Origin of the sequence: Flavobacterium sp. (assembly GCF_013822155.1) — a bacterium.
GTDB lineage: Bacteria > Bacteroidota > Bacteroidia > Flavobacteriales > Flavobacteriaceae > Flavobacterium.
Genome location: NZ_PNJW01000010.1, coordinates 51,189 through 72,750, shown reverse-complemented (window position 1 = coordinate 72,750; position 21,562 = coordinate 51,189). Strand labels below are relative to the sequence as shown.

General features: G+C 34.2%; 19 protein-coding genes. 5 read left to right on the top strand and 14 right to left on the bottom strand.

Features of this window, described 5'->3' with window-relative positions:
- The 3 genes from C0512_RS04495 to C0512_RS04485 all read right to left on the bottom strand — a co-directional run.
- On the bottom strand, positions 1–348 hold a 348-nt coding region (locus C0512_RS04495), incomplete at its 3' end, for a hypothetical protein (protein ID WP_290859254.1).
- 390 nt (positions 349–738) lie between these two features.
- Complete coding sequence (locus C0512_RS04490) at positions 739–2,100, bottom strand: DEAD/DEAH box helicase (protein ID WP_290859252.1); 1,362 nt, start codon at positions 2,098–2,100, stop codon at positions 739–741.
- 234 nt (positions 2,101–2,334) lie between these two features.
- Positions 2,335–3,279 (bottom strand): TerC family protein, encoded by a 945-nt coding sequence (locus C0512_RS04485; protein ID WP_290859251.1) that lies wholly within the window; start codon positions 3,277–3,279, stop codon positions 2,335–2,337.
- A gap of 339 nt (positions 3,280–3,618) precedes the next feature.
- Here C0512_RS04485 and C0512_RS04480 point away from each other — a divergent pair, with 339 nt between their 5' ends.
- From C0512_RS04480 to C0512_RS04465, 4 genes are all read left to right on the top strand, one after another.
- Positions 3,619–4,050: a hypothetical protein gene (locus C0512_RS04480; RefSeq protein ID WP_290859250.1), complete on the top strand. Its 432-nt coding sequence runs from the start codon at positions 3,619–3,621 to the stop codon at positions 4,048–4,050.
- 208 nt (positions 4,051–4,258) lie between these two features.
- Positions 4,259–5,452: a hypothetical protein gene (locus C0512_RS04475; protein ID WP_290859249.1), complete on the top strand. Its 1,194-nt coding sequence runs from the start codon at positions 4,259–4,261 to the stop codon at positions 5,450–5,452.
- A 6-nt stretch (positions 5,453–5,458) separates the two neighbouring features.
- Positions 5,459–6,880, top strand: coding sequence for a hypothetical protein (locus C0512_RS04470; RefSeq protein ID WP_290859248.1), 1,422 nt, complete (start codon positions 5,459–5,461; stop codon positions 6,878–6,880).
- 115 nt (positions 6,881–6,995) lie between these two features.
- Positions 6,996–7,241, top strand: coding sequence for a hypothetical protein (locus C0512_RS04465; protein WP_290859247.1), 246 nt, complete (start codon positions 6,996–6,998; stop codon positions 7,239–7,241).
- Here C0512_RS04465 and C0512_RS04460 read toward each other — a convergent pair.
- From C0512_RS04460 to C0512_RS04430, 7 genes are all read right to left on the bottom strand, one after another.
- Positions 7,238–8,392, bottom strand: a complete 1,155-nt coding sequence (locus tag C0512_RS04460; protein ID WP_290859245.1) for a sodium ion-translocating decarboxylase subunit beta — start codon at positions 8,390–8,392, stop codon at positions 7,238–7,240. The two genes, C0512_RS04465 and C0512_RS04460, sit on opposite strands and share 4 nt — an antisense overlap.
- A 3-nt stretch (positions 8,393–8,395) precedes the next feature.
- Positions 8,396–8,839 (bottom strand): biotin/lipoyl-containing protein, encoded by a 444-nt coding sequence (locus C0512_RS04455; protein ID WP_290859244.1) that lies wholly within the window; start codon positions 8,837–8,839, stop codon positions 8,396–8,398.
- A 6-nt stretch (positions 8,840–8,845) separates the two neighbouring features.
- On the bottom strand, positions 8,846–9,238 hold the full coding sequence (locus tag C0512_RS04450; protein ID WP_290859241.1) for an OadG family protein: 393 nt from the start codon (positions 9,236–9,238) through the stop codon (positions 8,846–8,848).
- A gap of 1 nt (position 9,239) precedes the next feature.
- The gene (locus tag C0512_RS04445) at positions 9,240–10,799 is read right to left on the bottom strand and encodes an acyl-CoA carboxylase subunit beta (RefSeq protein WP_290859239.1); all 1,560 of its coding nucleotides are present in this window, start codon (positions 10,797–10,799) and stop codon (positions 9,240–9,242) included.
- 11 nt (positions 10,800–10,810) lie between these two features.
- Positions 10,811–11,221, bottom strand: a complete 411-nt coding sequence (gene mce / locus C0512_RS04440; RefSeq protein ID WP_290859237.1) for a methylmalonyl-CoA epimerase — start codon at positions 11,219–11,221, stop codon at positions 10,811–10,813.
- A 156-nt stretch (positions 11,222–11,377) separates the two neighbouring features.
- Positions 11,378–12,265, bottom strand: coding sequence for a phospholipase A (locus tag C0512_RS04435; RefSeq protein WP_290859235.1), 888 nt, complete (start codon positions 12,263–12,265; stop codon positions 11,378–11,380).
- 64 nt (positions 12,266–12,329) lie between these two features.
- Positions 12,330–14,000 (bottom strand): formate--tetrahydrofolate ligase, encoded by a 1,671-nt coding sequence (locus C0512_RS04430; RefSeq protein WP_290859233.1) that lies wholly within the window; start codon positions 13,998–14,000, stop codon positions 12,330–12,332.
- Positions 14,001–14,540: 540 nt separating this feature from the next.
- Here C0512_RS04430 and C0512_RS04425 point away from each other — a divergent pair.
- On the top strand, positions 14,541–16,952 hold the full coding sequence (locus tag C0512_RS04425) for a TonB-dependent receptor (protein ID WP_290859231.1): 2,412 nt from the start codon (positions 14,541–14,543) through the stop codon (positions 16,950–16,952).
- A 63-nt stretch (positions 16,953–17,015) separates the two neighbouring features.
- On the opposite strand, the gene C0512_RS04420 is transcribed toward C0512_RS04425, so the two are convergent.
- The 4 genes from C0512_RS04420 to C0512_RS04405 form a co-directional block, all read right to left on the bottom strand.
- Positions 17,016–17,585, bottom strand: a complete 570-nt coding sequence (locus C0512_RS04420; protein ID WP_290859230.1) for a cytochrome b/b6 domain-containing protein — start codon at positions 17,583–17,585, stop codon at positions 17,016–17,018.
- 132 nt (positions 17,586–17,717) lie between these two features.
- Positions 17,718–17,906, bottom strand: coding sequence for a DUF2892 domain-containing protein (locus C0512_RS04415; protein WP_290859228.1), 189 nt, complete (start codon positions 17,904–17,906; stop codon positions 17,718–17,720).
- Between the two features lie 90 nt (positions 17,907–17,996).
- Positions 17,997–18,302: a hypothetical protein gene (locus tag C0512_RS04410; protein ID WP_290859226.1), complete on the bottom strand. Its 306-nt coding sequence runs from the start codon at positions 18,300–18,302 to the stop codon at positions 17,997–17,999.
- Between the two features lie 42 nt (positions 18,303–18,344).
- The gene (locus tag C0512_RS04405) at positions 18,345–21,545 is read right to left on the bottom strand and encodes an efflux RND transporter permease subunit (protein ID WP_290859225.1); all 3,201 of its coding nucleotides are present in this window, start codon (positions 21,543–21,545) and stop codon (positions 18,345–18,347) included.
- Positions 21,546–21,562 lie beyond the last annotated feature (17 nt).

Sequence of the window (21,562 nt, the reverse complement as noted above, 5' to 3'; positions counted from 1 at the left end):
ACTCCAATTAGTTCTTTGGCTATTTGCTTTTGCAATTGTTATGTTATAACTCTCAAACATTTTTAAAAATTGTCGTTCATAATTATTATCTTTTTCAAATTGTTCACCAATTATATCGTCATAATCATTTTGAATATTTATTAATTCACATCCATCATATTCATCAGAATGAATTATACTTTCCATTTTATTATTAAATTCTGTTACATTATTTATTGAAATAGCATACAATTGCTCTACACCAAAATCATCTTTGCACAAGAGCAAAAAAGTAGCTAAACCATTATTATGTGTTGCTATACGCTTTTGAGTATTATACAAATGTAAAACATCACTCCAAGAAAACATTGGTTGTGTATTAAAAGGATGAGTGTGTATTGAACAATAAATATCGCCTCCAACTGGAATATCAATTTGATTATTATTAGTTGTTGATGATACGTAAGATCCTCCATATTCACCAGAATCATTTTTTCGATATACAACCCCTTTTTCACTTTCTTGATTTAGCCAAGGTCTTATATTATTAATCCATGGATTAATATTAGTCTTAGCTGGGTTGAATAAATCTTTTAATTTAACGCATGGTTCATTTTCTACATATTCTTCCTCCTTGGCGGAATCGCAAATGTAATCATGCTACCATCACCCCTCTGGTACACAATCGTCGACATACTATTTGCATACATTCCAATGGCCTACCTAGGTGGAAAATACGGAAGTAAATAGAAGAATAATTTACCTGGTTTTTTTAACCTCTTCTTCTCTTTTAACCACATTACGGGCCACTTCAATTTTAAACTTCTTTCCCTTCATCTTCTGGTCTTTAATCCGATGAAGCAAGTCATTTATTTTCGAAGATTTAACCGCAGCAAACGAAACAAAGTCTTTCACCTCTAACAAACCGATATCCGCTTTGCCCAACTCACCAACTTGTGAAAAGAAACCAACAATATCCATTTTATTCAACTTGTTTTTCTTGCCACCGCTAATATAAACCGTTTGAAATTCAGGTGCTTTAGGAAGTTTTGAAGCATGCTCAACAGAAAAAACCGGCATCTGATAATCCAGATAATCCGCTTTCTTCTCCCCTTCATGATAAATTATATACGCCGTCCCTGAATGTAACATTCTCGCAGTACGGCCATTACGATGCGTAAACTCCGCTTCTTTACCCGGCAAATGATAATGAATAACATGCTTCATTTCAGGAATATCTAATCCCCGTGCAGCTAAATCAGTCGTAATAAGATAATTCACACTACCATTTCTAAACTGAATCAAAGCACGTTCCCGTTCATCCTGATCCATTCCTCCGTGATAATAGGTCGTAACTATTTTCCGTTGATTCAATAATGCACTGATACGTTCAACAGCTTCGCGATGATTACAAAAAATAAGTGCCGCTTCTGAATTAAGTGAACAAAGCAATTGAAACAAACTGTTCATTTTATCCTTCTCTTTCGAAACAACCATCCGAAGTGAAAGTTGCGATTGCTCCTCATCTTCCGGAATAAAATCAATCACCGTAGGCGATACCACCCCGGTATAACCTGGAATAGCAATACTAGCCGTCGCCGAAACTAACACACGCTTATTTACTTTAGGTAATTTACTGATAATAAAAGCCATTTCATCATGAAACCCCAATTGCAACGACTTGTCAAATTCATCTAAAATCAACGTTTGAATAGCAGTGGCATCAAACGAACCCCGTTCAAGATGGTCTGCAATTCTACCCGGTGTACCAATAACAATTGCCGGCGGCTGACTTAAGTTTCTAATTTCAGTATCAATAGAATGTCCACCATAACAAACATTTACCTTATGCCCTGTAGCCATTTTTTTCCAAACCTGTTCAATCTGCAACGCCAACTCTCTTGATGGAACAATGATTAAACACTGCACCAATCGAACATCTGGGTCTAACAAACTCACCAAAGGCAATAAAAAAGCAACCGTTTTTCCGGAACCCGTCGGGGAAAGCAAAAGTGTATTTGGATTATTTAAAATGGTTTCCTGAGCAGTTTCCTGCATTTCATTCAGCTTATCAAAACCTAAATTCAGAACAACATTCGTAGAGCGAGGATTTCTTATCATGCGGCAAAGGTAAGTTTTTTTAAATGCTCAATCACGAATTAAGAAATTGTTAATGACTGACATAAAATAAAAAAGGTGGAATTGCTTCCACCCTTTTTGCCCCAAATCTACCATGAACTTAACCTACTTATGCTATGGTGAGCCAAATATATAGTCATGATAGTTATAAAAAAAATAATTCTGATGAATGAACGGAATAATCGATGAAATGTTAATTTGTGGTCGAAACCTAAACTATTCTTCTTTTTTAGAACTGTATAAAGACGCAACTATTCCAACCAACAAAGCAAGAGCAATAAATCCAAGTGAAGCCCATTCCGGAAATTTAAAACTATGAACGAACAACATTTTAATTCCCACAAAAGTTAGAATAGCAATTAAACTATATTCCAACAATTTGAATTTATCTAACATATGAGCCAAAAAGAAATACATCGAACGCAACCCTAGAATTGCAAAAATATTAGAACTAAACACCAAAAAAGGATCCGGAGTAATCGCTAAAATTGCCGGTACACTATCCAAAGCAAATAATACATCCATCAATTCAATCACAACCAACGCCACAAACAAAGGAGTCGCCGCCGTGATATGTCTTCGTTTAACAAAAAAATGCTCGCCATCCATATGCATGGTGATGGGCACAACCTTTCGAAGGTTTCGATATACAAATGATTTTTTCGGATTGAACTGTTCTTCCTCTTTTTTAAAGAGCATCTTAGCCGCAGTAAACAACAAAAACAAGCCAAAAACATAAGTCATCCAACTAAATTTGTTTATTAATATAACACCAAAGAAAATCATCAATCCTCGAAACAATATAGCTCCTAATATTCCCCAAAACAAAACCCGATGTTGGTATTTCTGCGGAATTTTAAACGATGAAAAAATAACTGCAATGATGAATATATTATCAACACTCAAAGAAAGTTCAATCAAGTAACCCGTAATAAACTTCATAGAAGCAATGGCAGGAGTATAATTTTCAGGATTGTTAACATAATTGTGTTGATACAACCAATAAATCAATCCGGAAAAAACAAAGGAAAGCGTGACCCAAATTGCAGTCCAAATTCCCGCTTCACGAGACTTGATGATGTGTGGTGTTTTATTAAAAACACCTAAATCTAACGCTAAAAATAAAATGATTGCAGCAATAAAAAGAATCCAAACAGTCATAACAATAAATTAAGAACACAAAAGTAGTAAAGGTTTACCCAAGTACGACATCGTGTAAAATAAAAAAGGTGGAATTGCTTCCACCCTTTTTGCCCCAAATCTACCATGAACTTAACCTACTTATGCTATGGTGAGTCAAAAGTATAGTTGCCGTTTCAAATAAAAAAATAAATCTGTTGAAAACATAGAATAATCGATAAAGTGCTTTTTGACAATTTGAGAAAGGTTTAAATCAATTTTTATTAGACTTCAATCGTTTTCAATTCTAATTTTATTTATATTTGAATTCGGTATGATTATACCCTATATACCTCATCATTAACTTAAAAAAAATAAATTATGAAATTAATCATTGTTCTGTTGTTTGCCTTTATAGGAATGAATGCAGCGTTTGCTCAAAATCCGTTAGATAAAGTTGCTAAAGATGCCAAAACTGTTTCTACTGATGCTACAAAAGCCGCAACCAATTCGTTTGATGTTTCTTCAATCAGTACGGAAGTTGTGAACTCACTGACTAAAAACCTAAGGCTAACTAAAGATCAAAAACCTGCGGTTACATCATTAGTAAATGATTTATTAAACAAAAAGAAAGACATTTTACCAACAGCTGCTACCAACAAAAAGGATTATGACGCAAAAATGACTTCTATCCGCAATTTATTTCCGGAAAAAATGAAAAAATTAATCTCTGCTGACCAAATGAAATTGTTAACTGCCCTCATTCCAAAAAGCAATACTACCAGTAATGTGTTATCAAAGATGTTATATTAATATCACATTTTTATAAATAGAAAAAAGGTGAGCCGCTAAAAGTTCACCTTTTTTTGTTTTCATTTTTATTACAAATCATCGTTATTAATTGAACAGACAAAATAAAGTCGGTAATCATCACTATCTTATACACTTATTTAAGAAGCTTTTAGGAGTTTTACAGAAAATTAAACTAATTTTGCAAAACAATATAAAAACCCTTTTATCAATGAAATTAAATACCTTTTTTGCCTCGTTATTTGTTTTTGTCAGTACTATTTCTATTTATGCACAAAACATTTCTTCAGAAAACATTGATTTTCTTATTCTAAAACAACCCAAAGAAACGATTGACGTTGCTAACCGATTACTAAAAGTTACCGTAACGTCACCTTATAACGTCACTGCTGATGATGTTATCAAACAATCAAAAGTTGATCATCAAGCTGCTTTAGATAATTATACTACAGTTGTGGCCAATAGTGAAAAAGAATTTCAACAAAAACTAAAAGATTACGATCAAGAAGTTATCAAAGCAAAAGAAAAATTTGAATTAGAATCGGCTGAATTCAAAAAACTTTCCTTGCTCGAACGTATGTCAATGACAGACCAAGGGAAGAACCCACGATTAGTAAATCCAACAAAACCGGTTTATGTAAAACCGCTCCCACCTGTTTATCAAGAGCCTAATTTAAATAATTACATCATTGTGGACAACAATGTATTGTCTTCACAAATCAATGTGGAAGGATTTAACAAAGAAGGAAATTATTTAGATGTTGCTGTGGATATTCGTGGCGTACAATTTCAAGATAATGCTGGGCAAACCTTTGCCAATCAACCTACAACGTTAGTGGTAAAAGTAAACGGAGTTGAAAAAATAAATACTAAGTTTTTTCAAGAATTCAAATTTGTTTCTTCTTCACCTAGCAATAACATCAACAAACCATTAGAAGAAAAAAATCATTTAAATAAAGTAGTGGCCTTTTTAAACCAATATTTAAATGATAATTACGGATTCCAATCTATTAAAAAAACAGTAAAATTGGATAAAGTAAAAAACAAAGGGCAATATGATGATTTAGAAAAAGCACATATTTATGTAACAACCAATTTAAAAAAATTACAACCTTCTGAACCGGAACGTAGTGCTGCCGCAATTACCGGAATGCAAAAAGGAATTGATATTTGGTTAGAAACATTAAAAAAAGTAGACTTTAAAAAAGATTCAAAATCTGATTTCAATGCAAAAATTGGTGAATACATTTACTTCAATTTAATTCGATTGAATTTAGCAATGAACAAAAAATCGGAAGCTGAAAAATATTTAAACGAATTACAAGAAAACCTTATAACGGTTAAACTTAGCTACGATGAACAAAACGAATTAAAAGCGTTGGAAAACGAAATCTATAAAAAATAAATCAACATGAAATTAAGAATAATTGCGTTCCTTTTTCTTTGTGTTTTTGGAAACACTTTTGCTCAAACACCTGAATGGGGAGAAAAATTTGATTTTGACCCAAAAAATGAATTAGAACCAAAATTCGTTTTGACAGATAATTACAATTATTACTTATTAACCGTAGTGAATAAATACGGGATGATGTCGAGTAATCAAATTATCCTTCGAAAATTTGATCAAAAAAACGCTTTAATGGAAACCATAACACATCCTTTTCCAGTATTAGAAGGTGGCGGAACTTTGCATAATTTTTTGGGTTCATACGCTATTGGAACTGAAAAAGCAGTAGTTTTTACACAAAGTTATTCAGGAAAATCAAAAAGAGACGAGGTATATCAACACGTTTTTGACAAAACATCTAAGAAATTCACCAGTACGATGCTTATGGGATTTCCTATTGTATCCAATTCAAAATCGGGTGATGTTAAAGTGAAACAATCACAAAACGGTGCTTTTTTTGTAGTAAACTACAAAGCAGCTAATTCCAAGAAAGAACCGGAAGTAAACAATTTAATGGTACTTAACAGCACTACATTAGATGTTGCTTGGAAAAAAGAAGTAACTTTCGCTAATGAGTTCTTTACAGCTAACTTAGTCGCTACCAACTCCGGAAAAGTAGTATTGGTTCGCCAACCCTACGGTTATAAATTAGACAATTATTTAGTGGCTGTTTCTGAAACAGAGCAAACCGATTTAAAAGTAGGTGAAAGTATCAAAATTCATGAGCCCGTTGCTATTTCAATTGGAACGCAGGATTACTTGCTTGCAATGAATTATCCCTCAAAAGGAGTACGTCGCGGTGACTTTGGTGATTTAATGTTATATGATTTAAGTTCCGGTACTATTTTACAAAACAATAAAATAGATGGTTTTAATTCGGTTACTAAAATTGAAGAGGTAAACTTTCGCACTATTTTGATGCAAAACAATGAAATTGCCATTTTTGCTGAAGCGAAAGTTGATGCCACACCAAAACCAACTCCGGGTTCAACAGGTTTTCCGGTAGAAAAACACACATTTGGTCCATCTTACTTAATCACTTTAAATTTTGAAGGTATTTTAAAATCAATCAAACCAATTCCGGTAAGTACAACCGGTGAAGCTGATTTATACCATTCTTTTGGATTAGTTAATGCAAAAGGTGATTTGTTTGTTCAAACCGGATTAGAAAATGGTTTTTTCAAATGGAATTATCTTTTTAATAATGAAAAATTAGCTCATTCAATTATTTTTGGATATTATGATGATATTAATTCAACAAGAAAAGTCACTTATGTAAACCAATTGGTTCATTATTTCCCCGACACCCAAAAATTTCTTTTCGCTAAAATAACGACTACTGACAAAACACAAATGTCAATGGGAACATTTACTAGTATAAAGTAAAAGTTGTTTAATAAAACGAACCGATTAAGTTTAAAGAAATCTTTAAATTTAATCGGTTTTTTTATGCTTACTAACCAGTTGTTTTTTGGTATCTTCGTTTCTTAAAATCAAATCATTGAAACTCATCTCCTTTTTAGCACTTCCTGAAAACGAACAATACCGCATCCTCTTTGAAAAAGGAGCGGTAGTGGCCGAACGACTTGAAAAGCCGGTGATAAAAAAATTATACAGTTTACATACTTTCTTTGTTGAAGTGCATTTTCACTATGGCACCGAAGAAATACTATTTAAAAAAGTTTTCAAAGCCGGTGAATTGTTAGATAATTACCTTAACGATTTTAAGATTCCAAAATCTACTTAACCTAAAAAGCTTAATAATACCCCTGCTGCAATAGCACTACCTATAACTCCGGCTACATTGGGTCCCATAGCATGCATCAATAAGTGATTAGTTCTATCGTATTCCAAACCAATAACTTGCGAAACCCTTGCACTATCCGGAACCGCAGAAACTCCTGCATTCCCTATTAAAGGATTAATTTTATTACCTTCTTTCAAAAAGAGATTAAATATTTTACAAAACATTACGCCTCCAAAAGTTGCAATTATAAATGATACTGCACCAATGGCAAAAATCCCAACTGATTGTCCTGTTAAAAATGTGGTTGCTTGTGTTGAAGCACCAACGGTTAAACCTATTAAAATAGTTACTATATCAATCAATGACCCTTTTGCAGTATCCGCTAAACGTTTAGTTACACTACTTTCTTTTAACAAATTACCAAAAAACAACATTCCCAATAAAGGTAAACCACTAGGTACAATAAATGTAGTTAACAACAAACCAAAAATAGGAAACATAATTTTTTCATTTCGTGAAACAACTCTTGGCGGTTTCATACGAATTAATCTTTCTTTACTAGTTGTTAACAATCGCATAATTGGAGGCTGTATCACAGGAACGAGTGCCATGTATGAATACGCCGAAATCGCAATTGCTCCCATTAATTCAGGAGCTAACTTTGAAGAAAGAAATATTGCAGTAGGTCCATCAGCACCACCAATAATTCCAATTGCTCCAGCTTGTTCCGGTAAGAAACCTAAAGCCAATGCTGCCATATAAGCACCAAAAATTCCTAATTGTGCTGCTGCACCAATCAACATAAGTTTCGGATTGGAAATCAAGGCTGAAAAATCGGTCATTGCTCCAATACCTAAGAATATTAATGGCGGATAGATACCCTTCATTACCCCAAAATAGAGGTAATTCAAAACACTGCCTTGTTCATAAATTCCAATTTGTAAACCCGGATAAAACGGAATGTTTCCAATTAACATTCCAAAACCAATGGGTACCAAAAGCATGGGTTCATATTCTTTAAAAATGGCCAAATAAATAAAAATCAGACCAATTAAAATCATCACACCATGACCAATTGTAAAATTTGCAAAAGCCGTATATGTAAAAAACTGATGCAAATGCTCTGCCAAAAAACTCCAGAAATTATCCATGATTTATGATCCTATTGTTAGTAAAATATCACCTTCCATTACAGATTCTCCTGCAATGAAGTGGATTGCTTGTACCACTCCAGCTTTATCAGCTTGAATACTGTTTTCCATTTTCATAGCTTCTAGGGTAATTAACTCTTGAGACAAATTAACAACGTCTCCAACTTTTACATGTACTTTTAAAATCACACCGGGAAGTGGGGATTTAATGGTTCCTCCTCCTTTTGGAGCTGATGGACTACTAGTTTTTGCAACAGCTTGTGAGGAATCAGTTGAGGGCACTGCTACTGAACGAACCAATTTAGGCGTTTTTGCAACAGATGATTTCTTTTCTAATTCCACCTCAAAGGAAACTCCATTTACGTCTACAATGGCTTGATTTTCTTCGATACTGTCGATTTTTACATCGTAACTGTTTCCGTTTATTTTAAATTTATATCTTTTCATGTGTGATTATTTTAGTTCTTTTCGCATTCCGTAAATTTTTGAACTCCATGGAGAATAATTACCGTTTACTTTTTTTATAGTTAGCAATGCATTCTCGTGATCATGTAATTCATTTTGATACAAATGCAAGGCCATTGCAATGGCAGCTCCTAACTCTAAAGTTTGCTGGCTTTTGGTATTTGGAAGTTCAATTCCCTCTACTTTTTTTTGCGACTTAGCTTTGAAATCATAAGCAAAAAGTTTGGCAATATTCTTGAATGTTATGTAGAGAATAATCAACGATAGAAAGACTACAGCCATAGCTACCATTGTCATTCCAATCCCATAGGGATCTAACTTTGCAAATTCAGCGGCCGCTTTATGGCTCACCGGTTGTTGTACGAGCAATAACGTATTCATCTTACAATGGGAGATTAGAATGTTTTTTAGGTGGATTAACCACTTTTTTTGTAGCAAGCGATTGTAAGGCACGAATAATTCTGAAACGTGTGTTTCTTGGCTCAATCACATCATCAATATACCCATAACTGGCTGCATTGTATGGATTTGCAAATTTTTCTTTGTATTCAACTTCTTTTTCCACGATAAATTTGGCTCTTGCTTCAGGGTCTTCAATTTGCATATACTCTTTTTGGTATAAAATTTCTATGGCTCCTTTTGGTCCCATTACAGCAATTTCTGCTGATGGCCAAGCGTAGTTAATATCACCCCGTAAATGTTTCGAACTCATTACATCATAAGCTCCTCCATAAGCTTTACGAAGAATTACAGTCACTTTTGGAACAGTAGCTTCGCCATAAGCATATAATAATTTTGCTCCATGAATAATAATCCCTCCGTATTCCTGAGTTGTTCCTGGTAAGAATCCCGGTACATCAACTAAGGTGACCAACGGAATATTAAAAGCATCACAGAATCGAACAAATCGGGCTGCTTTTCGAGAAGCATTATTGTCTAAAACACCAGCTAAATAACTAGGTTGATTGGCCACAATTCCTACAGGCATACCGTTAAATTTAGCATAGCCTACAACAATATTAGGAGCATAATGACGGTGCACTTCAAAAAATTCATTTTCATCAGCGATGGCATGAATAACATCTTTTACATCATACGGTTTATTTGGATTTTCAGGTATAATTGTATTCAATTCATCCACTAAACGATCGATTGGGTCAGTACATACTGATAATGGTGGATCTTCCAAGTTGTTTTGAGGTAAATAGCTTAACAATTTTCTTATTAACAATAATCCCTCCTGCTCATCTTCCGCTACAAAATGGGTAACCCCAGATTTTGTTCCGTGAACCATGGCACCACCTAATTCTTCATCGGTTACTACTTCACCGGTTACTGTTTTCACCACTTTAGGACCCGTAACAAACATGTAACTGTTTTGTTTTGTCATCATAATAAAGTCGGTCAAAGCGGGTGAATATACCGCACCACCGGCACAAGGTCCGAAAACAGCAGAAATTTGCGGAATAACTCCGGAAGCCATGATGTTCCGTTGAAACACTTCTGCATAACCGGCCAAACTGGTTACACCTTCTTGGATTCGTGCTCCTCCACTATCATTAATTCCTATAATGGGTGCTCCCATTTTAAGAGCCATATCCATGACTTTACAAATTTTATTGGCAAACGTTTCAGATAATGAACCACCAAAAACAGTAAAGTCTTGAGAGAATACATAAACCAATCTCGAATCAATTGTTCCAAAACCGGTTACAACTCCATCAGACAAGTATTTTTGATTTTCAAGTCCAAAATTGGTACAACGATGTGTTACAAACATATCAAACTCTTCAAAACTACCTTCGTCTAAAAGCAGTTCAATACGTTCGCGAGCGGTAAGTTTACCTTTGGCATGTTGCGTATCAATACGTTTTTGACCTCCACCTAATTTGGCTTCAATTCGTTTATCTAATAATAATTTAATTTTATCTGTACTTTCCATAAGAAAATGAATTACAAGTTTTTATTTTCACACAATTCAAGTAATACTCCATGTGTCGACTTTGGATGTATAAAAGCAATATCTAATCCTTCAGCTCCTTTTCGTGGAGTTTTATCAATGAGTTGCACCCCTTTTTGATCAAGTTCTGCTAAATTATTTTCAATACCTTTAACAGCAATGGCAAGGTGATGAATACCTTCTCCTTTTTTCTCAATAAATTTACCAATTGGTCCCTCAGGGTCAGTAGATTCTAATAATTCGATTTTTGATTGACCGATTTGAAAGAAAGCGGTTTTTACCTTTTGCTCTTTTACTTCTTCAATAGCATAACATTTTAGTCCGAGCATGTTTTCCCAAAAGGGAATGGCTTCTTCTAAACTTTTTACGGCAATTCCTAAATGTTCGATGTGAGATAAGTTCATAGTCTGTCCTTTAAATTATACAACAAAGTTATTCCGATATGAAACGGGAAAATCTGATAAAAATCAGGTTTCTTGTATAAAATTAGACAATTATACCTTTTAAACAAGGAATTTATTAACTATATCGATTTCGGTTTGAAACTTAAAATTTTAATTTTACCAATTTGCAAATGAAACTCCAATTCCAATTGTTGTTTGTTTATTATTATAATCAATTAAAGTTTCACCATATCCTTGAAAAGCTTGCAAGTGCCCTCGCAAATGCCCTTTTATTGGAAAAATATAATTTAGTTGAACACTTCCGCCTTGAAATTGATTGAATGGATGAGTGATGACGGTATAAAATTGATGACGATTGTAGCTATAGGACAAATTAAGTTCACCATCTCCAATATAATCGGTTATAGCCGGATTATCATCTTTTTCGCCATCGCTTAAACGAATCCACGGCCTAACAGATACAATCCAACTGTCAATTTCGTATGAAAGATCAAAAATAACACGATTCCAACTCCGTGAATACGGTAATTCTCTACCATTGGATTGATGAGTAAAAGAAATACCTATTGATTTAAATTCACCGGTAAATGCTTTTATGTGCAAAGGATATTTAAAGATGATTTCCGGTTCATAATTTATTTCCCGAAAAGGTCTCGAAAGTGCTTCATTATAAATCTGCCAATGAGCAATTTGTGTATAACCAACCCAAAGATCGCCTTTACCCCAAAAAATAGATTGCAATAATTTGGTTTTTAAACTTAACTGAAATTTCACTTCCACAATATCATAATCAATTGTTTCCGTTGCTGAATTAGTAGGGTTTTCACTTTGCGGTTTTTCATTTGGATTGCTTGTCCATCGGGCCGGAGCTACATAAATCGACTTATAGGAAACTAATCTAAAAGTTCCTTTTTTATCAATTGAATCCAATTCCCAACGTTGAGAATACGTTTTAGAAATAATATCATTCCCTTCAAAGAACCCTTGTCCAAGAATATTATTAGTATATATCAATACAATAAATAAAAAACCTACTCTTTTCATAATGCTTCAATTGTTTTCCGAAGGTAAGCAATTGAAAAGCTATTAACTTACACAATTATGCTTATTAGCTTAATCCTGAAATCACTCCTTGATCGTCAATTTTAATGTTTTCTGCGTTAGGTATTGTCGGTAATCCGGGCATTCGCATCATTTCTCCTAAGATTGGTATGATGAATCCGGCACCGGACGCGATTTCAAATTCACGAACTTTCACCGTAAAACCAGTTGGACGACCTCGTTTAGATTCATCATCAGAGAAACTTTTAGGTGTTTTTGCCATACAAATCGGAAAATTATCAAAACCGAAACTTTTTATTTGTTGTAATTGAGATTTAGCTTTTACAGAAAACTCAACGCCCTCTGCCCCATAAATTTTTGTAGCAATTACAGTGATTTTATCTTCCGGTGATTGTTCAAAGGAATAAAGTGGTTTGAAACTACCGGTATTCTCTTCTACTAATTTAACAAGTTGTGTGGCTAATTCAGTCATTCCTTTACCTCCATCTGTAAAACCTTTTGCAACAATTGCCTGAGTTTGATAACATTGACACAACTCTTTTACCAATTGAATTTCTTCCTCTGAATCATTTGGAAATGCATTTATAGCAATTAAAGGATTAAATCCGAAAAGTTTCATGTTTTCAATATGTTTCGCCAAGTTATCTAATCCGGCTTTTACCCTACTTTCTGAAGGCGAGTTATAATCAACCTTATTTGCACCACCATGATGACGTAATGCTTTAATTGTAACCACTAAAACAACAGCATTTGGCTTAAGCCCGGAAACAGCACATTTAATATTGAAAAATTTTTCTGCTCCTAAATCGGCACCAAAACCGGCTTCTGTAACAACATAATCACCTAAAGATAAACCCATTCGAGTGGCAATAATTGAATTTGTACCTTGAGCAATACTGGCAAAAGGTCCACCATGTAAAATAGCAGGATTTCCTTCGAGGGTTTGCACTAAATTTGGTTTGATTGCGTCTTTAAGCAAAACTGTCAAGGCATCCGTTGCCTTGAGATCACGAGCAAAAATCGGCTCTCCATCAAAAGTATTTCCTATGTAAATATTACCTAATCGTTCTTTTAAGTCCTTTAAATCATTACACATACAAAGAATTGCCATAATTTCTGAAGCCGGTGTAATATTAAACCCATCCTGCCGAGGAATGCCATTTGCAGTTCCGCCAAGACCTACAATAATATTCCGCAAAGCACGATCATTCATGTCCATTACTCGTTTCCAGACAATTGTTCGGGGGTCAATATTCAGAGAACGGGTTTTGCTTTGCAAATTATTATCAATCAAAGCGGCTAAAAGATTATTGGCTTTTTCAACGGCAGAGAAATCCCCTGTAAAGTGAAGATTAATATCTTCCATTGGAATAACTTGAGAATAACCACCGCCTGCTGCACCGCCTTTCATGCCAAACACAGGTCCGAGAGAAGGTTCGCGTAACACCGCAATTGCCTTTTTACCAATAGCATTTAAGCCATCTGTTAATCCGACAGAAATGGTTGTTTTACCTTCTCCTGCCGGTGTTGGAGTAATTGCTGTAACAAGAATCAATTTGCTCTTATTCAGATTTTTATAGTCAATTAAGTGAAGTGGTAATTTAGCTTTATATTTCCCGTAATATTCTAAATCGTCATTAGATATATTTAGTTTTGCAGCAATTTCTTTTATGTGCTGAATGGGTGTTGCTTGGGCAATTTCGATATCGGAAAGCATATGATTTTATTTTACGGTATCGAAGGTAAGAATATTGTATTTGTATAAGTATGATAATTATCAATTCTCTTTTATAATTATAAGTTAAACCAAAAACATAAAATTGATGCTAGATGTGTTTCTGAAGAAATACCATTTACATTCTCAAATCAATAAAACATTTGATAATCAAAACTAAATTCCCAATTTTATAGTTTGTGAATTGAGTTTACCGGAAAAAATCGGTGTTCTTTTATTAAAAAAAATTGAATAATCAAGCATTTCGGCATCATTATTGCAACAATTTTTCAAACAAAATGCAAAATAGATTACTTTAATTTTTTTATTTAAGCTATTTAAAAATTTTAGTTGTAAAAATCAATACAACTTATCTTTATTAATGTAACAATTAAAAGATGACTTATGATTGCTTTATTGGTTGACTACTTGACTATTTTTTGCTGTAAAAGATTTATATTTAAGCCTTTTATCAAATTTCATTTATAATGAATTACAACTATCATTTTCAATAGTTTATATTTTGAAATTTAATTAATAACAATGAAAAAACTATTATTTTTATTTTGTCTTATTGGAATTTCAGGATTCAACTATTCTCAAACCATCACTATTAAAGACAAACAATCGGGAAAACCGATTGATTTAGTCACCTTGTCCAGTGAAGATCCAAAAGTATTTACCATCACAAACACCGGTGGCCAAGCTACTATTTCAGCTTTCAAAGGAGCTAAAAAAATAGAAATACGAATGCCCGGTTTTAAAACTGTAATTAAAAGCTTTGCGGAGATTGAATCCGATGGTTTTGAAATACAATTAGAAGCCTCAAATTTAAACCTCGAGGAAGTGGTTCTTTCTGGCACAAGATGGAGGCAACTCTCCAGCAATGTTCCCTCCAAAATTATTTCTATTTCACCGGCTGAAGTGGCTTTACAAAACCCGCAAACAGCAGCAGATTTACTAAGTATTTCAGGTAAAGTATATTTACAAAAAAGTCAACAAGGTGGTGGAAGTCCAATGATTAGAGGTTTTGCGACGAACCGATTACTTTATACAGTAGATGGCGTGCGAATGAATAATGCTATCTTTCGGTCTGGTAATATTCAAAATGTAATTAACCAAGATCCTTTTACGATTGAAAATACTGAAGTTCTTTTTGGCCCAGGTTCCGTAATTTATGGAAGCGATGCCATAGGTGGCGTGATGAGTTTTCAAACCTTGACTCCTCAACTTTCCTTAACGGATAAACCTTTTATAACCGGAAAAGCGGTTACCCGAACTTCATCTGCTAATAAAGAAAAAACAGGGCATTTTGATGTGAATGTTGGTTGGAACAAATGGGCAATTGTAACAAGTTTCAGTACATGGGATTTTGATCATTTACGCCAAGGAAGTCATGGTCCGGATGATTATATCAAACCTTATTATGTGCAACGGCAAGACAGTATTGACGTAGTGGTAACACAGGATGATCCATTATTACAAATTCCTTCGGCTTATTCGCAATTGAATTTAATGCAAAAAATTAGATTTAAACCTACTGAAAAATGGGATTTACAATATGGTTTTCACTATTCAGAAACTTCAACCTATGGCCGATATGATCGTCATAACCGGGTTAGAAACGGAACAGCCCGTTACGCTGAATGGAATTATGGTCCTCAAAAATGGATGATGAATAACCTGACTGTTAACTACAACGGTAATGCTAAACTGTATGACCAAATGACATTACGCCTTGCTCAACAATCGTTTGAAGAAAGTCGAATCGATCGTTCTTTGAATAATGATAGTAGAAATACACAAACAGAAAAAGTCAAAGCCTATTCAGTTAATCTTGATTTTAATAAAGCAATAAATCAAAAGAATACTTTGTTTTACGGATTGGAATATGTTTTTAATGATGTTCAATCGAGTGGTTATATAACCGATATTTCAACGGGTGAAAATACAACGGGACCATCACGATACCCGCAATCTACTTGGAGCTCAATGGCAGCCTATGTGAATGATGAATTTAAAGTAACGAATCAATTTTCGGTGCAAACCGGTCTTCGATACAATTATTATAAATTAGATTCAGATTTTACAAATAATCTGGCTTTTTATCCTTTTCCATTTGATTCTGCTAAAATCAATGATGGTGCCATAACCGGTAGTCTTGGAGCCGTTTACCGTACTTTAAATTCATGGGTTTTCAGTACTAATTTCGGAACCGGATTCCGATCACCTAATGTTGATGATGTGGGAAAAGTGTTTGATTCTGCTCCCGGGACTCTAACAGTGCCAAATCCTGATTTAAAAGCAGAATATGCATATAATGTTGATTTAGGTTTTGCCAAAGTAATCAGTAATGTTATTAAAGTTGATGTTACCGGATTTTATACCATTTTACAAAATGCGATGGTGAAAAGAGATTACCAACTTAATGGGGAAAGCAGTATCATTTATGATGGCGAAGTAAGTCAAATACAAGCAGTCCAAAATGCCGCTAATGCTAAAGTTTATGGTATTCAACTGGGTTTAGAAGTAAATCTTCCTGCCGGATTCAGTATTTCATCTGATTTAAATTACCAAAAAGGAGATGAAGAATTAGATGATGGCACAACGAGTCCGCTACGTCATGCAGTTCCATTATTTGGAATGTCCAGTTTGAATTATAAAGCCGAAAAATTAAACTTACAATTTTATTCTTCCTATCAGGCTAAACGCAATTTTGAAGATTTAGCTTTCGAAGAACAAGGCAAAGATGAAATTTATGCAAAGGATGCTAATGGAAATAATTATTCTCCCTCTTGGTATACTTTAAATTTAAAAGGAATGTATGTTTTAACAAAAAACTTCAGTGTTAATGCTGGAGTTGAAAACATAACTGACCAACGTTATCGTTTATATAGCTCCGGTATTTCCGCTCCCGGAAGAAATTATGTTCTTTCTTTTAGAGCTGATTTTTAATGTTTTCAATTAGCTATGCTGTGAAAAACAGTTTAACAGATTTTTTTAAATAACTAAAGTTTATTATTTATTTCCACTTACTATTTTAGAGATAATTCCCTTACTTGTGGTAAACTCAGCATATAAAACGCCTCCAATGTGAAGTATAATAAAAGCTACTAAATAATAAATAGATAGTACATGTATTTCTTCCATTGGTGTTTTTAAATTTTTAGGACCGAATTCGATAATTAATCCTGTAATTAATGAAATAGCCACACAAGTATAAAAAAACAAATACAAAGCATATTGAAATTTAGTTTTAAAAGAAAGTTCTTTATTAAATGGATTAGAAAACTTCATTTTACCAAAGAAAGGTAGCACTAATCGTATACTATATAATCCAACTAAAACATACCCTAGATAAATATGCCAATCCCACATGGGTTTTCTGATTTGTTTAGCTAGCAAAATTGATTGATCTTCTGATAAAGTTAGATCGGTTGTTGCCAAAAAATTTTGAATAATCGCAGAAACATTGTTTTTATTCATCCATGTTAGTCGAAGAAAAATAGTCAATAAAAGTAAAATCATACAGATGGCAATAGCCCAATGCATGATTCTGTAAATGGTAGTATAGGTTCTGTTTTCCATTAGATGTAATTATTTTTTCATTTTTAAAACACAATCAAAAGTACACAAGATTATTTAGTCTACTGCACTTTTATTAATAAAAAAACCCTACACAATTGCATAGGGTTAGAATTGATAAAAGATTACAGGTACTTAGTCTTTTACCTTGAATACTTTTGTTAAAATATCATCCATCAAACACCATTTGGTTAAGGATGATTGTAATAAATTGGCTCCCACAAAAGCAGTAAACCATAACCAATTGATGTTTACATAAATGGCTAATAAAATACTGATGAGGATAAATGTTCCTGCAATGCCGCGTACGATTCTGTTTTTCATTTTTTTTGAGTTTCTGAGTTTCTAAGTAACTGAGATACTGAGATATTAATATGATTACCTACTCAGAATCTTAGCTACTCAGCCACTTATTTATAAATAATTTTCAATTTGAAAAGAAGCTAAATGCACTTTTGAACGTGTTTCCAATTGTTGATTAAATTCTGTAATTAAATGCATTAATATTTCCATGTTTTCTTTGGGTACAAATACATAAAATGCGATGGACTCATATTCGTGCATTTCACTTCCAAACCAGTTCGATGCTAAGGCTTCTTCACTAAAGTCTTTAAAACCTGTGACATCGCGGTAGGAATAGGTTTTTACTCCGGCTTGTTTAAGCATGTGCTGAATTTCTTTTTTGAAAGAAACAACAGCGGTTAATAATACTAGTTTCATTATTTTTTGAGTTTCTGAGTTGCTGAGTTGACATTCTGAATGTTATTCACTTTTCTTTTCCCATTTCTTGCGTTCGGTGATGTAATAAATCAGCGGAACCACAATTAACGTTAACAATGTTGATACAATTGCTCCAGCTACCAATGAAATGGCTAAGCCTTGGAAAATCGGGTCAAATAATATAATCGAAGCTCCAATAACCACAGCTCCGGTTGTTAACAAAATTGGTGTGGTTCGCACTGCTCCTGCCTCGATGATGGCTTGTTTGAGTTCTATTCCATCATTCAATCGGATTTCGATAAAGTCGATTAGTAAGACCGAGTTTCGAACCATTACTCCCGCCAAGGCAATCATACCAATGAATGAAGTAGCAGTAAAGAAAGCTCCAAGAATCCAGTGACCCAATACAATTCCGACTAATGAAAGTGGAATTGCCAACATCATCACAATAGGAGTTTTAAAGTTTTGGAACCATCCCACAATCAACATATAAATTACTAAAATTACCACTAAAAATGCAACCCCTAAATCACGGAATACTTCTAAGGTAATTTGCCATTCACCATCCCATTTTACAGTAAAATTGCTTTCATCAGAAGGTTGTTTCATGTATAATTCATTCACCGAATAACCTTTGGGTAGTTCCATTTTTTGTAATTTTTCTTCCATTCCCAAAATGGCGTACACCGGACTTTCCAAATCTCCCGCCATGTCTGCGGTTACATAAACTACTCGTTTTTGGTCTTTTCTGTAAATTGTTTTTTGCAATTCGGTTTCGTTTACTTTCACCAAATCACTTACGGGAACTACATTACCTTGTGAACCTTTAATTTTTAGGTTTTGAATATCTTGCAACGATGTTTTATCCTGATCATCTAAAGCCATCACGATACCAACCGGATTGTTGGAACGCTCGTCATACAAATTCGTTACCGGCATTTCACGCAATAAATACGTTAGATTACCCACTACTTGTTGCGGAGCAATTCCGTTTAACATGGCTTTTTCTTTATCTACTTCCAATTTATATTCCGTTTGAGCATCTTCCACCATCCAATCGATGTCCACAATATCAGGAGTTGTCTCTAAAATTGTTTTCACTTGTTTGGCCACTTTAATCTGCTCAGCATAATCAGGTCCGTAAATTTCAGCCACCAACGTTGATAATACAGGAGGTCCCGGTGGAACTTCAATAATTTTTACATTAGCACCATATTTTTTGGCAATCTTCTGCACTTCCGGACGGACGATTTTTGCAATATCATGACTTTGTAAATCACGATCTTCTTTGTGCAACAAATTCACTTGAATGTCCGCCATATTACTACCTCCTCGCAAATCGTAATGACGCACCAAACCATTAAAAGTTATTGGAGCAGAAGCACCAATATAATTTTGATAATCAACTACCTCGGGTACTGTTGAAAGATATTGAGCAATTTCTTTCGTAACGGCTGCGGTTCGCTCTAATGTAGTTCCTTCCGGCATATCAATTACTACTTGAAATTCGTTTTTGTTATCAAAAGGTAACATTTTAACGGCTACCGATTTTGTGAAAAACATTAAGACAGAACCAATTAAAAGAACCACCGTAATACCCAACATCACCATTCGTTTTTTTGAACTATCTAAAAACGGACGCTCTAATTTGTTGTAGAGTTTATAAATACGGGAGGTTTCTAATCCTTGTTCTTCTTTGTGCTCTTGTTCCTCTTTTTCATGAAGTAAATGATACCCTAAATAAGGAGTTACGGTTAAAGCTACAAATAATGATAATATCATCGCAATAGAAGCACCAATGGGCATCGGACTCATATAAGGTCCCATCATTCCGGAAACGAAAGCCATAGGTAAAATCGCTGCAATAACAGTAAACGTTGCTAAAATGGTTGGATTTCCTACTTCATTAATCGCATAAATAGCGGCTTGATTGAACGGCAATCGTTTCATTTTGAAATGCCGGTGCATGTTTTCGGCGATAATAATACTGTCGTCAACCACGATTCCCACCACAAAAACTAAAGCAAAAAGCGTAATTCGATTTAACGTATAACCCAATAAGTAATAACTGAATAAGGTTAAGGCAAAAGTCAATGGAACTGAGAAAAACACAACTAATCCACCTCTCCATCCCATAGCTAACATCACTAAAATAGTAACGGCTAAAATAGCTACACCTAAATGTAATAACAACTCTCCTACTTTATGTGAAGCAGTTTCGCCATAATTTCTGGTCACTTCCACATGTACATCGTCAGGAATCAGATTTGTTTTTAAATGCTCTACCCGTTCGATGATTTTATCGGAGATTTTCATTGCATCGGCACCTTTTACTTTTCCAATGGAAATAGTTACAGCAGCATATTCAGAAGGATTGGTACTGAATTTTTCATTAGCTTTTCCATAACCAAACGACACATAACTTTTTGCAGTGCCGGGTCCGTCTTGAACTTTGGCCACTTGTTTCAAATAAACCGGCATGTTTTGATTGACCCCTACCACTAAATTTTCAACATCTTCGGCTGTTTCCAAAAAACGTCCGGTTGTAATTAAGTATTCTGTATCATTTTGCACAAAACTTCCGGATTGCGACGCACCGTTATTCGCTTGAATCATTTGCATGATTCCCAACGCATCTACTTTGTTTTCGGCCATTTTGTCTTTGTCTAAAATGACTTTTAACTCACGTGATCTTCCACCTATTTCTTTGGTTATGGCAACATCTTTAACTTTTTCGATTTCCGAAGTAACTTCTTCTGCCAGTTGCAGAATTTCAAAATCATCGTATTTTTCACTCCACAAGGTCAATCCCAACATCGGAACATCATCAATGGAACGCGTTTTTACCATGGGTTTATAAACGCCTTGCGGAAACAGATTTTCGTGTTTGGCTAACTCATCGTAAAGCTTTACATAAGAACGCTCAATATCTTCACCTACAAAGAATTGTACAATAATCATTGCTTGACCATTCATGGCCATACTGTGCAAATGTTCCACCCCTTTTATATTGGCTAAAACTTTTTCTAACGGTTTAATGACCCGACTTTCTACTTCTGCCGGAGTAGCTCCCGGATAACCAATCATTACATCGGCCATTGGTACATTAATTTGTGGTTCTTCTTCTCTTGGAATGAGAAATGAACTATAAACGCCTATCACCATCAAAGCCACCATTAATAAAATGGTCAGTTTAGAATTGATGAAGAAATTGGCTATTTTTCCTGAGATACCTTCTTGCATAATTAAATTGTTTAAAA

Coding starts and splice junctions, on each gene's coding strand:
- C0512_RS04490 (WP_290859252.1), bottom strand. CDS start 2,100: ATGATAAGAAATCCTCGCTCTACGAATGTTGTTCTGAATTTAGGTTTT.
- C0512_RS04485 (WP_290859251.1), bottom strand. CDS start 3,279: ATGACTGTTTGGATTCTTTTTATTGCTGCAATCATTTTATTTTTAGCG.
- C0512_RS04480 (WP_290859250.1), top strand. CDS start 3,619: ATGAAATTAATCATTGTTCTGTTGTTTGCCTTTATAGGAATGAATGCA.
- C0512_RS04475 (WP_290859249.1), top strand. CDS start 4,259: ATGAAATTAAATACCTTTTTTGCCTCGTTATTTGTTTTTGTCAGTACT.
- C0512_RS04470 (WP_290859248.1), top strand. CDS start 5,459: ATGAAATTAAGAATAATTGCGTTCCTTTTTCTTTGTGTTTTTGGAAAC.
- C0512_RS04460 (WP_290859245.1), bottom strand. CDS start 8,392: ATGGATAATTTCTGGAGTTTTTTGGCAGAGCATTTGCATCAGTTTTTT.
- C0512_RS04455 (WP_290859244.1), bottom strand. CDS start 8,839: ATGAAAAGATATAAATTTAAAATAAACGGAAACAGTTACGATGTAAAA.
- C0512_RS04450 (WP_290859241.1), bottom strand. CDS start 9,238: ATGAATACGTTATTGCTCGTACAACAACCGGTGAGCCATAAAGCGGCC.
- C0512_RS04445 (WP_290859239.1), bottom strand. CDS start 10,799: ATGGAAAGTACAGATAAAATTAAATTATTATTAGATAAACGAATTGAA.
- mce (WP_290859237.1), bottom strand. CDS start 11,221: ATGAACTTATCTCACATCGAACATTTAGGAATTGCCGTAAAAAGTTTA.
- C0512_RS04435 (WP_290859235.1), bottom strand. CDS start 12,265: ATGAAAAGAGTAGGTTTTTTATTTATTGTATTGATATATACTAATAAT.
- C0512_RS04430 (WP_290859233.1), bottom strand. CDS start 14,000: ATGCTTTCCGATATCGAAATTGCCCAAGCAACACCCATTCAGCACATA.
- C0512_RS04425 (WP_290859231.1), top strand. CDS start 14,541: ATGAAAAAACTATTATTTTTATTTTGTCTTATTGGAATTTCAGGATTC.
- C0512_RS04420 (WP_290859230.1), bottom strand. CDS start 17,585: ATGGAAAACAGAACCTATACTACCATTTACAGAATCATGCATTGGGCT.
- C0512_RS04415 (WP_290859228.1), bottom strand. CDS start 17,906: ATGAAAAACAGAATCGTACGCGGCATTGCAGGAACATTTATCCTCATC.
- C0512_RS04410 (WP_290859226.1), bottom strand. CDS start 18,302: ATGAAACTAGTATTATTAACCGCTGTTGTTTCTTTCAAAAAAGAAATT.
- C0512_RS04405 (WP_290859225.1), bottom strand. CDS start 21,545: ATGCAAGAAGGTATCTCAGGAAAAATAGCCAATTTCTTCATCAATTCT.